Below are 13,706 nucleotides of genomic sequence, written 5' to 3' on the forward strand. Positions count from 1 at the left end.
TTGTATTTAATTTTTTATATTCGTATTTCCCACATATAGATAATATTATATATAATATTATTTATCAATACATTTTATAAGTTTACATAATTTACTAATGCATATATTAGAAATATAAGAATAAAAAGTTAGATTTTGAATATATAAAAAATTAAACACTAACAAGTCAAACCTTATTTTTTATAAACATATTAAACATTTTATATGGAGACAAAAAATAAAAAAGGATACCTCATTAATGATAAAAGAACCATTTTGAGATACCCTCTTACAAACAACTAAATCAATAATTTTCTATCTTTCACACTCTTGATTTGCAACTGTACAAGAAGTTTTACAAGCTGATTGACAAGAAGTTTGACACTCTCCACATCCACCTTTTGCAGCACTTTGCTTTAAAGTAGCTTGAGATAAAGTTTTTACATGTTTATTTTCCATTTTCAACGCCTCCATTTCTAATTGTTTCCTATTGATTATATCACAAAACCACTTTAATATAAACTCTATTTAAAATTGACACCTAATACGCCTCCAATACCTCCTGCTGCTGATATAAGCAATAACTTATAAATCATTCCTACTTCAAATATGAAGCTCTCTTGTGCTAAAAACACAGTCAAAAAAATACACACTATGTACAAAAGTCCAACTAAAAGCCCATACATAAGTCCCTTTTCTTGCATGTGTTTTGAAGTGTAAAAACCTCCTATAGCTGCAGAAATAGTAGTTATAAATGATGCAACCATAGTTATATTATCTCCACCGATATCTGTAAATGTCAAAAATAAGTTATACACTAATAAAACAGCCAAAGTTATTATATATGCATATCCCAAACCTTTAAAAATATAATTAGATTTTCCCATAAAAAAACCTCCTCTCAAATTAATATATATTCGAGAAAAGGCTTTTAAATTACTATTTTACTGTTCTTCTATTTCTTCTTTTCTAGATTGAACTGTCCCTATAGCCCATTTTTCAAATGGAACTTTAGTTCTGTTTGGTCCTAATTCTAATATTACAACATCATCTTCAACTTTAGCTACATTAGCTACTATTCCACCTATTGTAATGACTTTGTCTCCTACACCTAGGCTACTTCTCATTTCTTTCAATTGTTTGTCTTTTTTCTTTTGAGGTCTAATCATTAGGAAATAAAAGATTGCAATTACTACTACCCATAGACCTATACTCATCATTATTTGTTGCTGTGGCATTAATTTTTCACTCCTTTGTAAATTATACTCTTTTGCAAATCGTAATAAATGTTTATACAACAATTTACTTTCTTTAGCTTTGAGTACTATTGAATATTATATATTAAAATGATTATAATTAATAGTGCAAAACCTATATTTCATATCCATATTTTGCAAAAAATTCATTTCTAAAATCAAGTAATCTATCTTCCATTATTGCTTGTCTTATTTGTTTCATTAAATTTAGTAAAAAGTGAAGATTATGAGTAGTTATCAATCTTGCACCCAGTATTTCATTTGCTTTTACAAGATGTCTTATATAAGCTCTTGAATAATTTTTACAAGCATAACAATCACATTCAGGGTCAAGTGGAGTAAAGTCTTCAGCATAAGTTGCATTTCTAACTACTACTTTACCTTGACTAGTCATTGCAGTTCCATTTCTAGCTATACGAGTAGGTAAAACACAGTCAAACATATCTACTCCTCTTATAACACCTTCCACTAAATCATCTGGACTACCAACTCCCATTAAGTATCTTGGTTTGTCCTTTGGCATAAATGGAGTTGTGTGTTCTAGTACATCGTACATAAGTGGCTTTGGTTCTCCAACACTAAGTCCACCAATCGCATATCCAGGTAAATCAATGCTTGTTATTTCTTTCGCTGATTGCTCTCTTAAATCTTTATACATTCCACCTTGTATTATACCAAATAAAGCTTGCTTGTCTGTATTATTATGGGCATCTTTACATCTTTTTAACCATCTTGTTGTTCTTTCTAATGAATTCTTTACATACTCTCTATCTGCTGGGTATGGCGCACACTCATCAAATGCCATCATTATGTCTGAACCTAACGCATTTTGTATTTCCATAGCTTTTTCTGGAGTTAAAAAATGTTTTGAACCGTCTAGGTGTGACCTAAATTCTACACCTTCTTCTTTTATCTTTCTCAAAGGCCCTAAGCTAAATACTTGAAATCCTCCACTATCTGTAAGTATTGGCTTATCCCAGTTCATAAACTCATGAAGTCCACCAGCTTTTTTTATAAGTTCATGTCCTGGTCTCATATATAGATGATAAGTGTTACTAAGTATTATTTGTGAGCCAATCTCTTTTAATTCTTCTGGTGTCATAGACTTTACTGTTGCTTGAGTCCCAACAGGCATAAATATTGGTGTTTCTATAATCCCATGTGGCGTGTGTAATCTTCCAAGCCTTGCACCACTTTGTTTACAAGTTTTTATCAGTTCGTATCTTACTGCGTACATAAATATCTCCTTAATAATTTTTATTTCTAGTTATTCATAACATATATTTTCACTAATCTAAATATCTAATATATTTTCTAAATAGATTTATCTTTATCTTCTTTACTTTGTTGTTCTTTGATTGCTTCTTCATCATGAATACTCGTTATATTAAGAGCACTCTTGTCTTTTGTTACTAAAAACTTTTTTATAGCAAATAGTCCTGCAATAGCTATAACTCCAATTAAAACATCTATCATTCCTTCATTTTTAGGAAGCAATAACATTTTTCTAGCTATAGCATATAGTAGTGCCTCAATAAATGCTCCTGGTATATGAAGTGATAGCATTACTACAAGCTCAACACCTATCACCAAAAGTAATATTTGTGCTAAGAAATCATTAAGCTGACTGTATTGTACTGGGTTTTGAAAATCAACTATATATGCTCCCCACATAAGTCTTAATACATCTATTGTACCTAAAAATACTGCTATTAAAACTACTACTGCTAATACACGTTCAAAGATAAAAGCAATCTTTAATATAGGGTTATTCTTTTTTTGTTTTTGTAAGCTATGCATCTATTCCCTCCCTACTTTATAATCATAGCATCTCCAAAACTGAAGAATCTATATCTTTCTTTTACTGCCTCATTATATGCATTTAAAACATTTTCTTTTCCACAGATAGCACTTACTAACATGATTAAGGTAGACTCTGGTAAATGGAAATTAGTTATAAGTCTATCCAAAACCTTAAATTTATAACTTGGATATATAAATATATCTGTCCATCCACTAGTTTCTTTCATCTTGCCATTTTTATCACAAGCTGATTCTATAGTCCTACAACTAGTAGTTCCAACACATACTACATTGTTCCCATCTTTTTTTGCTTTATTTATTTTGTCAGCTGCCTCTTGACTAACCATATAATACTCTGAATGCATCTTATGATTTAAAACATCATCCACTTTTACTGGCCTAAAAGTACCTAAACCAACGTGTAAAGTTATAAATGCTATATCTACACCTTTTTCTTTTATTTCATTTAATAATTCTTCTGTAAAGTGTAAACCTGCTGTAGGTGCCGCTGCTGAGCCATTATGTTTTGAGTAAACAGTTTGGTATCTTTCTTTTTCCTCTAATCTAGCAGTTATATATGGAGGAAGTGGCATATTTCCAAGCTCATCTAAAATCTCTTCGAAAATTCCATCATAATGAAACTTTATAATTCTTGAACCTTCATCTGATAAATCTACAACTTCTCCAATTAATTTCCCATTTCCAAAGGAAAACTTAGTTCCCACTTTTGCTCTTTTACCTGGCTTTACTAAAGCTTGCCAAGTATCTTCCTCTGTTCTTTTTAATAATAAAAATTCAATTTTTCCACCAGTCTCAAGTTTTTCCCCTATTAATCTAGCAGGTATAACTCTAGTATTATTTAAAACTAAACAATCTCCTGGATTTAAATATTCTATTATATCTCTAAATACTTTATGCTCAATTTCTCCTGTTTCTTTATCTAATACCATCAATCTTGAACTAGCTCTATCTTCTATAGGAACTTGAGCTATAAGTTCCTGTGGTAAATCAAATTTAAAATCACTTGTTTTCAATGTCAAACTTCCTCTCTTAAAATTTCTCTAGCTACAATAATATCAAAAAAACAACTTATTTTCTACAATATTACCATAATCTATCAATAAATCCCTATTTTTAACATACAGCATATCCACAATATATAGATATTTTTCCACGTTATACACGTCTTATCCACAATATATAGATACAGTACACACATTTTTCCTTGTATTTATCCACAGTATCTACAGATATAATTACCATTTTGTGGATATGTTTGAATTTTTGCCCATTTTAGAAATATTTTAATTTAATGATTATTTTTTTAATTGATACCTCTTTCTTCTATTCTTATCTATCACTAGGATAAGGTATTTTTAGATGTTCATAGGCTAATGGCATGGCTACTCTACCTCTAGGCCCTCTATTTATAAACCCTAGTTGAAGTAAATACGGCTCATACACATCTTCTATTGTATTCCTATCTTCACCAATTGAAGCTGCTAACGTATCAAGACCTACAGGACCACCCCTAAATTTTTCTATTATAGTTATAAGAAGCTTTTCATCCACAAAATCAAGACCTAAATTATCAACTCCTAAAAGTTCAAGAGCATCCTTTGCAACTTCATCAGTTATCCTTCCATCAGCCCTAACCTGTGCAAAATCTCTAACTCTTTTTAGCAATCTATTTGCTATTCTTGGAGTTCCTCTTGAGCGTTTTGCAAGCTCTAAAGCTCCTTGAGATTGTATTTCTGCATCTAAAATATTTGATGACCTAAGCACTATTTTTGAAAGTTCATCAACTGTATAATAATCTAATTTACAAATAACACCAAATCTATCTCTAAGTGGATTTGTAAGCATACCAGCTCTTGTAGTAGCTCCAATAAGTGTAAACTTAGGAAGGTCAAGCCTTATACTTCTAGCAGATGGTCCTTTTCCTATTATTATATCTAAACAAAAATCTTCCATTGCTGGATACAATACTTCTTCAACACTCCTATTGATTCTATGTATCTCATCTATAAATAAAACATCATTTTCATTCAAATTTGTAAGTATAGCTGCTAAGTCTCCAGCTCTCTCTATTGCAGGTCCTGATGTAATCCTCAAATTTACTCCCATCTCATTAGCTATTATACTTGCTAGTGTAGTTTTTCCAAGCCCTGGTGGTCCATATAAAAGTACATGGTCTAACTGCTCATTTCTTGATTTTGCTGCCTCTATAAATATACTAAGTTGCTCTTTGGATTTTTCTTGACCCAAATAATCTTCTAGTGTTTTTGGTCTTAAACTATTTTCTATATCTATATCTTCCACCTTCATAGTAGAAGTTATTATCCTATTTTCATCTTCAAAATCTTGCATTTATACCCCTCCTTCCGTAATTTTGCAAATCTACTTTATTTTAAATATTATTTTACATTCACAAATTAAATGCTACTTCATAGATTTACTCATTATATATGTAAGTGCTTTTTTTATAATGTCTTCTGTATTCATACCATCTTTTTTACATTTTTGAACTGCCTCTTTTGATTCTGCTAAGGTATACCCCAAAGCTACAAGTGCATCTATAGATTCATCTTGAGATATGAAAGTAGGTTTTTGTGATAATAATGTTGGTTCAAAGTCTATATTATTTTTATCTACTTTATCTTTAAGTTCTAAAACGATTCTCTCTGCTGTCTTTTTACCAACGCCTGGAGCTTTAGATAGTTTCCCAACATCTTCGCTTAAAATATAAGCTCCTAGTTGCGCTGGTGATGCAAATGATAGTATTGAAAGCCCCACCTTAGGTCCTATTTTTGATACAGATGTAAGCAATTCAAACATCTTTAATTCTTCCCTGCTTGCAAAACCGCAAAGACTCATATCATCTTCTCTTACTATTAGTTTAGTATATATTTTTGCAGTATTCCCTATTTGCAAATTCATTATTGTATTGGATGACACATTTATCTTATATCCTATATCATTGTTTTCAACAACTATACTGTCTATATAAATTTCTTCTACTGTACCTTTTATATAACTATACATACTTCCCACCTATATTCTTTAAAGTTTTTTCAAGTTTATTTGAATGAGCATGGCAAATAGCCACAGCTAGAGCATCTGCAACATCATCTGGCTTTGGAACTTTTTTTAAACTTAAAAATGAGGTTACCATCTGTTGAACTTGTGCTTTGTCTGCTCTACCATATCCAACTACACCTTGTTTTACTTGAAGCGGAGTGTATTCATATATTGGTTTACCATTATGTGCACAAGCAAGCATAGTAACCCCTCTAGCCTGTGCTACTGTTATAGCAGTCTTTACATTCTTGTTAAAGAATAGTTCCTCCATTCCAACTTCATCTATATTGTAATTCTTTACTATTGTATCAATTCCTTTATATACAAGTTCTAACCTCTTAGAGATATTCATATGCGCAGGTGTTGTCACTGCTCCATAATCTATTACTTTAAATTTACTATTTTTATATTCAATTATACCATATCCAACTATGGCTATACCTGGGTCAATCCCCAATATCATCATTTTAAAAAATTCCTCCTAAAAATAAAAGAAATACCAAAATGTATTTCTCATAAAAACTTATGTTCTAAATTATTATACCCTGAACCTCCCACGACTAAAATCGCAGAGTTCGATTACGTTCAAAATAACCTAAGCTACTTTGATACGTACAGGCGTGTCCAGTTCGCCCCTACTGTATAGTCCATCTAAGGACACAACATTACTTTTTCTCAAAATATTTAATGCACCATTAACATCAGCATTTAAAATCATTCCTTTTTTAGTTTGATACAATCCTCTTTTAATTCTTTTTCCAGAGAACTCATACTCCTTTGGATTATCGTCATTATAAGCTGGTATAATATCTTTATCAAAAAAGCTAGCTTTGGAAGTATAACTTTCTTCTTGTTTTAAAAAAGTAATTCCATATAGTTTACATAGATATTCTAATTTATCACGTAATTTACCAAAAGGAATATGTACAAATGTTTGATTATTAACTTTCCCGATATTACTTCTGTATTGAAAAGTTTCATTATACCCACAAACTAAAATACCAATATCATTTTTTAAACAATAATTAATAATAATACGAGCTGTTTTAGCCATATAATCATTTACTTTATTGTTTCGATTGCGAGTATTCGATTTTTGTCGATTGGTATTTCGTTTTACATACCCCTGTAAATCTTTAATACTTTGAAGTCGTGCATTTTGTTTATTATACCATTGATTTATTGATTTTAAACGCTTTCCATCAACAATAAAACTTTCACCAGTAGAAGTAATACAAGTTGCTAAATTATTAATTCCAAAATCAATTGCTAGTACTTTGTTTTTATTTAATTTTCTTTGTTCTTCTTTCACTTCGTAAGTGTATTGAATTTCAAAGAACCTAGCTTTTGCTTTTGGTATAATACGAATTTCCTTAATTTTCTTATCTTTAAGAATTGGCGGAATCGTTATTATAACTTTTTTATGTTCTTTTCCAAATTGACGTGAATATGGAATTATTAATTGATTATTATTTAATCGAACAAAACCAATGACAAGTGTAGTAAATCCATCTTTTGGAAGATAATGTGGTAATTTTATATCTTTGAAAGAATATTTACCTTTTTTCACTAATTTAAGCAGTCCAAAAAAAGACTTAAATGAACCATCTACTTCCTTCAAAATTTGTTGAGCCATATTGGAATTTAAATTTTTGTAATTAGGACTATCTTTCAGAAGAACATAATTCTTTTCATAATTTAGATATTCGCCTTCTTGGAAGTAATATTGCCTAATATTATAGATTGCTTCATTAGCTAAATTTTTAGCTATACGAGAAAGCTCTTTAATATTCTTATAATCTTCCTTTGAAAGATGTTTTACCTGCTGTTTTACAGTTAAATACATGATATATATCACTTCGCTTTCTAAGATGATTATAACATATCTTTACTGTAAAGCCAATGTTTTGGTAAAAAACAATGACAGTAGAGAAAATTTAACCTGTAGCTAAATTCTACATTAATCGTATTAGAGGTTGTCGTTCACATAAGCTTTAGGGGTTTCCAGCAATTCAAGTGGTATATTGGATAGATTGTTTACTATCTCTACATACAAACTTCTCTATACGCTTACTATTTCCCTAATTCATCTCATGACTAAAGTCACGAGTATTCTTAGAGATTTAATAAAATCAAATAAAAAAGTTATATCAAAGCGAACTTCTCACTCCAATATAACTTTTATATTTAGTACAAATAAATTATTGTATTTTAATAGGCATTAAATATGTTTTGAATCTTAATATCAATTTGAAATATTAACTTGCAAAATCTTCTAATCTTGAATAGGCCTCTTCCTCTGTATCCATAACTACACCTTTTTTAAGTTCATCTTGAACAGTCTTAGGAAGTGAATCTACTCTTATTTTAGTTTTTTCTACTAATGTTTTATTTCCACTATCATCATATTTATACAATGCTATATTTCCATTATCATTTTCAATTGTATATTTACCTTTTATAGTAGTGTTCATTGCTTGTACATCTTTATTATCACTGTTTTTAGATTCTACTAATATGATTTCATTTTTATCCATACTCTTTATTGTTTTAGTTGGATATTCTTGCTTAAAATATGATACTATTTCTGATTTTGTCTTATCTAATAATGACTCTGGAACTACTCCAGCCATCGTAAGTACTCTCTTATAGTTAGTTTCATTCTCACCTTCGCTTTGAAGCCAAACTTCACAGTTTTTATTTAATCCAAAAGCTTCTTTTGATTCTTCATTCATATTCGCACTAGCACTTACAACTTTACCAGTTTGAACTCCATTATTTTTTAACTTTGTTCCTATATAAACTCCACTACTTAATACAAATACTCCTACTAGTACTAATGCAGATATTTTCCAAGGAAATAATTCTTTTTTCTTCTTTTCAAACATTGATTACGCCTCCTTTTTCTATTATTTTCTCCAAGCTGTAAGTTTTTATACAATTTAGGTAAATTTTAGAAGAAAATATATCTGTATTTCAAATTAATCTAAAAATAGATATCTTCTAAAAGGAAGTTTTCTCTTAAATGTTATATTCTTGCAATTATATGGACATAATTTATAATAAATAATAGTTTAGGAGGTAATAACTTTGGAAAGAATCAATTGTAATGTAACTAACTGCTCACATAATAACAGCCATATATGTTATGCAGATAAAATTTTTATAAATGGTGAACAAGCTCATAATGATAGACATACTTGCTGTAGTTCGTTTTTAGATGAATCTATTTATAGTAATCTATCTAATAATGTTAACAATAGAAATTGTGAAGAATTAGTTTGTAGTGTCAAGACTTGTAAGTATAATAAAGATGGTAGCTTATGTAATCTTGATAATATAGTAGTAGCTCCTGAAACTGATAGAGTAAATCTTTACACTGAAACATGTTGTTCTAGTTTTAAATGTAAATAAACAAAATATAAATAATATAGGGTGTCAAAGGTAATCAAAACAATATACTGTAGAGTATCTACAGATATTGATTTGATTATACTTGACACCCTTATTTATTTTAAATAAAATCTCATTATTATAGTTTTGCATATAATATTATAATTGCAATTAAATTTGATAAATTTCTATAAATTGGTATAATCAATATGTAAATTAAATTTAAAGTAATATAGTTAATTGTGAAAGAAAATACCAGATATATAGTATTATATAATGTTATATTAACTAGAAATGAGGTGCTTATGAGTACATTTTATATCCAATTTCTTTATTTTGTAATTTATAGTTTTATAGGGTGGTGTTGTGAGACTACATATTGTTCTGTTTTACAAAAACAATTTGTAAATAGAGGTTTTTTAAATGGGCCATTTTGTCCTATATATGGATTTGGAGCACTAGCAATAGTAGCTACATTAACTCCTTTTGTTCATAATATTCCCTTATTATTTGTGTTTAGTATAATTATCACCAGCATAATGGAGTATTTTACAAGTTTTGTATTAGAAAAAATATTTAATATGAAGTGGTGGGATTATTCCAATCACAAGTTCAACATTCATGGAAGAGTGTGCCTAGAAAATTCACTTATGTTTGGTGTGTTGTCATTAATTGTAATGCTGATAATACATCCTATTGTAGTTGATTTCATAGATTATATTCCTAAAAATATACTATTTATTCTTGGTATATCCATAGAAATTTATTTTGTTTTAGATTTAATAATTACAGTACACACAATTTTACAATTAAATGGTAAATTAAAACAAATCAATCTTATAATTAAGGAATTAAAAGATAAAAAGGAATACTACAAAATTATTACACAAGAAACTATTGAGAATAAACTTGAGACTTTGGTTGAAAATAGACTTGAGACTTTAGAGGATAGATTTGAAATATTAAAAGAAAGAGAAAATTATCGTTATGCTAAAAATAGAATTGAAGAACTTAAAAACAAGCTTAATACTCTACTATCTAGCCACAAATTACTTCATAGACGTATTATTAAGGCGTTCCCTAATATAAGCTCTAATAAGCATAAAGATATTTTAAATAAAATCAAAGAAGATATTAAATCAATCAAAAAAAATAAATAATCTAAATTATATGCCATATTATAATATAAATATTTATAAATACAAATAAGGTTTAGAATATTATTGATAATATTCTAAACCTTATTTAATATATTCTAAAACTTACTATTGACTTATCCTTATTTTTAAATCAAATCTTCTAGCCCATTAATACTTCAACAGCTTCTCTAAGTGTACTAACTTCTCCAACATTGCCAGGGAAAATTATATATGGCATATTAGGAAATTTACTTTCTTCTCCTGTCATCCATACTGGTATACCAGGTTTTATTTGACCCATTACAGTAGCCTTTTTTACTTTTAGCGCCTTAGTTCCAACATCACTAGATGTAATTCCACCTTTTGCTATAATAAAATTTGGTCTTACATTAAGCATACCAACTATACTAGTTACAGCATCTGAAATTTCTACAGAAACCATAAGTTGTTTATCTTTATCATTCGTATCTAAATCAAAACGCTCACGTCTAGTATACACAGCAACAGTCTTTCCATTAGTTATTCTCTCTTCTACAACTTGTATAACTCTTTTTACTTCATTTTTTAATCCATCTTCTCTCAAAACTAAATGTTGATTAAACTCTATAAATTCTATAGGATATTTACAATTTTTAAGTTCTTCTAGTTGTTGAGTAGTTTTATTTACATGTGAACCAACAAGTATAATACCTCCATTAGTATTATCTTTTGATACTAATTCCTCTTTAGTAAGTAATTCCTTATCACTTACACCTCCAAGTATCTTTGTTATAGCAGCAGCGCTTCTAAATATAAATTCTTTGCCACTGTTTACTGCACGTATAAACGCAATTGTAAATACCTTTACATCTACATAATCTATTGCATTTACAATGATTTTGTTGAAATTCTTAGCCATTTTAAGCTTTTCTGTCATACTATCAATATTTAAACTTCTAAGTTCCTCTAATGAAATGTATATCATATCACTAGATTTATATTCTCCATTTGTTTTTTCTTCACACCATTCTCCTATATCAGAAGATTTATATCCAAAAGATTTATCTTTTGCAAATTCAGTCATTCCCGCTGGTACAAGCATTTCTCCTTCTTTTACATAATGCACATTATCTATCGTAAATCTTCCACCTTCTTTGAAAAATGGCATTATTATTTCACCATCAAATATTTTCCCTGATAATTTTTCCACCTCATTTTTCAACAGATTAGTTTCAAGAGGATAATGCCCCCTCATTGTTGAATCACTTCGGCTTATAATAATAAAATCCTTATTAACTTTTTGAGAAATATCCACAATATTTTTTGAAATTTTCTTATGCACTTCTGTTGTTTGAGAAACTGTAAATCCCCTTGAATTAGTAAGTATAAAAAACATACTATTTTCTTCATCAAAACCTTGTTCTATGCTATTCTTATCCCAATCAGTATATACAGAAACATCATGAACTGTTTGTACTCCAGTTGGGTCATCATCTAATACAATAATTTTTCTATTTAAATTTTTAAGTTCATTTACAAGTAATTTATTTAATTTATCTTCATCTACGTTCTTAAAAGTATCGAGTATATCTATGTTAATTGAATTGACTTCTCTCACTAAAAATCCCCCTTTATGCAATTTATTACAGTATGCATATGTTTAATATTTATATTTTTTATAAGCCTGGAAGTGGTATAATACCATTTATAACACTAAGTAATAAAACCATTGCAAATGCTGTAATACCAGCTATTGTACCTCCTATTGTCCATGAATTTAAAGTATCTTTAACTGACAATCCACTAAATCTTGAAAGTACCCAGAATCCAGAATCGTTTGGAAGAGAAAAACCAACGCCACCAGCACATATAGCAAGCCCTACTAAAACTGGTGACATCCCAGTTGCTAAAATTGTCGGTCCTAAAATTGATGAGGTAGTCACTAGTGCTACAGTAGCAGAACCCTGAGAAATTCTAAGTAATGCACTTAATAAGAATCCAAGTACTACAACTGATATACTAAGACCAGACATAGTGTCAACTAAGAAGTTTCCTATTCCACTAGCATTTATAACACTACCAAATGCTCCCCCTGAACCTGTTATTAATAGTATCAATCCTGCTGAATCGGCAGCTTCAATAACAACATCTCCCATAGGTTTACTTATGTACTTCTTTAAAAATACTATTGCTACCAATATTCCAAGTAATATTGCTATATTCTTATCGCCTATAAAAGCAAGTATTCCACTCATTTTAGAACCTTTTTCTAAAAACATACTAAATACATTTGATACAAGTATAAGAAGTATTGGGAATAATAAAGAAAACATAGAAACTCCAAAACCAGGGACTTTATTAGAGTTATCATCTTCAAGTTCAATACTCTCTTTTTCTTGTTCTAAATTTTTTTCTCTATTATTTTCGTCAATTGCATAAGCTGGATATTTTTCAAAACGTTTTCCATAAATCCATCCTCCTGCAAGAGCTGCTGGAAATGCAACAATTATAGAATAAAGTATAAAACTACCTACATTTGCATTTACATTTGCTGCAACAGCTAAAGGCCCTGGTGTTGGTATTACAAGTGCATGACCTACTATTGTACCAACGCCTAATGCACATACAAAAACCATAAGAGACTTCTTAGTTACTCTCGAAACATATTTAACTATAGGCATCATTATAACAAATGCAGCATCCATAAACACTGGAATTGAAATTAAAAATCCTGCTGTAGTTATAGCTAACGCACTATTTTTTTCTCCAGTTCTAGCCAACAATCCCTTTGCAATAGATTCTGTTGCTCTTGATTCTGAAAGTATATTTCCAAATATTATTCCAAGTCCAATTACAATACCAATACTACCTAATGTATTTCCAAATCCAGTTGATATTGTAGTTGAAATTTCATTTATAGGCATTTTAACCATAAATCCTGTAATTATTGATGTTATAAGTAATGCCAAAAATGGGTTTACTTTAAACTTGATAATTGACACAAGCAAAATTCCTATAGATATAATAAATGCTATCAAAAGTCCATATCCTGTAATCATAATCTTTTCCCCTTTAT

15 protein-coding genes are annotated in these 13,706 nt (G+C 29.3%); 2 read left to right on the top strand and 13 right to left on the bottom strand.

Annotated features, from left to right (window positions below; all coding sequences use genetic code 11):
- Positions 1-294 precede the first annotated feature (294 nt).
- From scfA to IC758_RS15345, 11 genes are all read right to left on the bottom strand, one after another.
- The gene (gene scfA / locus IC758_RS15295) at positions 295-438 is read right to left on the bottom strand and encodes a six-cysteine ranthipeptide SCIFF (protein WP_009891067.1); all 144 of its coding nucleotides are present in this window, start codon (positions 436-438) and stop codon (positions 295-297) included.
- A gap of 65 nt (positions 439-503) precedes the next feature.
- Positions 504-866 (bottom strand): TIGR04086 family membrane protein, encoded by a 363-nt coding sequence (locus tag IC758_RS15300; protein WP_227434434.1) that lies wholly within the window; start codon positions 864-866, stop codon positions 504-506.
- A 57-nt stretch (positions 867-923) separates the two neighbouring features.
- Entirely contained in the window at positions 924-1,217 is a 294-nt protein-coding gene (gene yajC, locus IC758_RS15305; RefSeq protein ID WP_227434433.1) for a preprotein translocase subunit YajC, read from the bottom strand.
- Between the two features lie 133 nt (positions 1,218-1,350).
- Complete coding sequence (gene tgt / locus IC758_RS15310; protein ID WP_227434432.1) at positions 1,351-2,472, bottom strand: tRNA guanosine(34) transglycosylase Tgt; 1,122 nt, start codon at positions 2,470-2,472, stop codon at positions 1,351-1,353.
- A 77-nt stretch (positions 2,473-2,549) separates the two neighbouring features.
- On the bottom strand, positions 2,550-3,035 hold the full coding sequence (locus IC758_RS15315; protein WP_227482100.1) for a phosphate-starvation-inducible PsiE family protein: 486 nt from the start codon (positions 3,033-3,035) through the stop codon (positions 2,550-2,552).
- Positions 3,036-3,046: 11 nt separating this feature from the next.
- Entirely contained in the window at positions 3,047-4,072 is a 1,026-nt protein-coding gene (gene queA / locus IC758_RS15320; protein WP_227860565.1) for a tRNA preQ1(34) S-adenosylmethionine ribosyltransferase-isomerase QueA, read from the bottom strand.
- Positions 4,073-4,388: 316 nt separating this feature from the next.
- On the bottom strand, positions 4,389-5,408 hold the full coding sequence (gene ruvB, locus IC758_RS15325; RefSeq protein ID WP_227434429.1) for a Holliday junction branch migration DNA helicase RuvB: 1,020 nt from the start codon (positions 5,406-5,408) through the stop codon (positions 4,389-4,391).
- Between the two features lie 72 nt (positions 5,409-5,480).
- On the bottom strand, positions 5,481-6,083 hold the full coding sequence (gene ruvA, locus IC758_RS15330; protein WP_227824309.1) for a Holliday junction branch migration protein RuvA: 603 nt from the start codon (positions 6,081-6,083) through the stop codon (positions 5,481-5,483).
- Positions 6,076-6,585 (bottom strand): crossover junction endodeoxyribonuclease RuvC, encoded by a 510-nt coding sequence (gene ruvC / locus IC758_RS15335; protein ID WP_227434427.1) that lies wholly within the window; start codon positions 6,583-6,585, stop codon positions 6,076-6,078. The genes ruvA and ruvC overlap by 8 nt, the downstream gene beginning before the upstream one ends.
- Positions 6,586-6,714: 129 nt before the next feature.
- Positions 6,715-7,965, bottom strand: a complete 1,251-nt coding sequence (locus tag IC758_RS15340; RefSeq protein WP_227846053.1) for an RNA-guided endonuclease InsQ/TnpB family protein — start codon at positions 7,963-7,965, stop codon at positions 6,715-6,717.
- A gap of 412 nt (positions 7,966-8,377) precedes the next feature.
- A complete protein-coding gene (locus IC758_RS15345; protein WP_227434425.1) occupies positions 8,378-9,007 on the bottom strand; it encodes a BofC C-terminal domain-containing protein in 630 nt (209 codons plus the stop codon).
- A gap of 202 nt (positions 9,008-9,209) precedes the next feature.
- On the opposite strand from IC758_RS15345, the gene IC758_RS15350 reads away from it, so the two are divergent.
- Together IC758_RS15350 and IC758_RS15355 are read left to right on the top strand one after the other, a co-directional pair.
- The gene (locus tag IC758_RS15350) at positions 9,210-9,533 is read left to right on the top strand and encodes a DUF1540 domain-containing protein (protein ID WP_227434424.1); all 324 of its coding nucleotides are present in this window, start codon (positions 9,210-9,212) and stop codon (positions 9,531-9,533) included.
- 284 nt (positions 9,534-9,817) lie between these two features.
- On the top strand, positions 9,818-10,672 hold the full coding sequence (locus IC758_RS15355) for a putative ABC transporter permease (protein WP_227482098.1): 855 nt from the start codon (positions 9,818-9,820) through the stop codon (positions 10,670-10,672).
- A 139-nt stretch (positions 10,673-10,811) separates the two neighbouring features.
- On the opposite strand, the gene IC758_RS15360 is transcribed toward IC758_RS15355, so the two are convergent.
- Together IC758_RS15360 and IC758_RS15365 are read right to left on the bottom strand one after the other, a co-directional pair.
- Positions 10,812-12,248, bottom strand: a complete 1,437-nt coding sequence (locus IC758_RS15360) for a four-carbon acid sugar kinase family protein (protein ID WP_227830851.1) — start codon at positions 12,246-12,248, stop codon at positions 10,812-10,814.
- 58 nt (positions 12,249-12,306) lie between these two features.
- A complete protein-coding gene (locus tag IC758_RS15365; protein ID WP_227824312.1) occupies positions 12,307-13,689 on the bottom strand; it encodes a GntP family permease in 1,383 nt (460 codons plus the stop codon).
- Between the last annotated feature and the right edge of the window lie 17 nt (positions 13,690-13,706).

The sequence above is a fragment of the Clostridioides sp. ES-W-0016-02 genome, from assembly GCF_020641035.1.
Classification (GTDB): Bacteria; Bacillota; Clostridia; order Peptostreptococcales; family Peptostreptococcaceae; genus Clostridioides.

Bases quoted from the DNA above. Each gene is read 5' to 3' on its own strand.
- IC758_RS15300 (WP_227434434.1), bottom strand. From the start codon at position 866: ATGGGAAAATCTAATTATATTTTTAAAGGTTTGGGATATGCATATATA.
- IC758_RS15355 (WP_227482098.1), top strand. From the start codon at position 9,818: ATGAGTACATTTTATATCCAATTTCTTTATTTTGTAATTTATAGTTTT.
- IC758_RS15345 (WP_227434425.1), bottom strand. From the start codon at position 9,007: ATGTTTGAAAAGAAGAAAAAAGAATTATTTCCTTGGAAAATATCTGCA.
- IC758_RS15340 (WP_227846053.1), bottom strand. From the start codon at position 7,965: ATGTATTTAACTGTAAAACAGCAGGTAAAACATCTTTCAAAGGAAGAT.
- yajC (WP_227434433.1), bottom strand. From the start codon at position 1,217: ATGCCACAGCAACAAATAATGATGAGTATAGGTCTATGGGTAGTAGTA.
- ruvB (WP_227434429.1), bottom strand. From the start codon at position 5,408: ATGCAAGATTTTGAAGATGAAAATAGGATAATAACTTCTACTATGAAG.
- ruvA (WP_227824309.1), bottom strand. From the start codon at position 6,083: ATGTATAGTTATATAAAAGGTACAGTAGAAGAAATTTATATAGACAGT.
- ruvC (WP_227434427.1), bottom strand. From the start codon at position 6,585: ATGATGATATTGGGGATTGACCCAGGTATAGCCATAGTTGGATATGGT.
- scfA (WP_009891067.1), bottom strand. From the start codon at position 438: ATGGAAAATAAACATGTAAAAACTTTATCTCAAGCTACTTTAAAGCAA.
- tgt (WP_227434432.1), bottom strand. From the start codon at position 2,472: ATGTACGCAGTAAGATACGAACTGATAAAAACTTGTAAACAAAGTGGT.
- IC758_RS15315 (WP_227482100.1), bottom strand. From the start codon at position 3,035: ATGCATAGCTTACAAAAACAAAAAAAGAATAACCCTATATTAAAGATT.
- IC758_RS15365 (WP_227824312.1), bottom strand. From the start codon at position 13,689: ATGATTACAGGATATGGACTTTTGATAGCATTTATTATATCTATAGGA.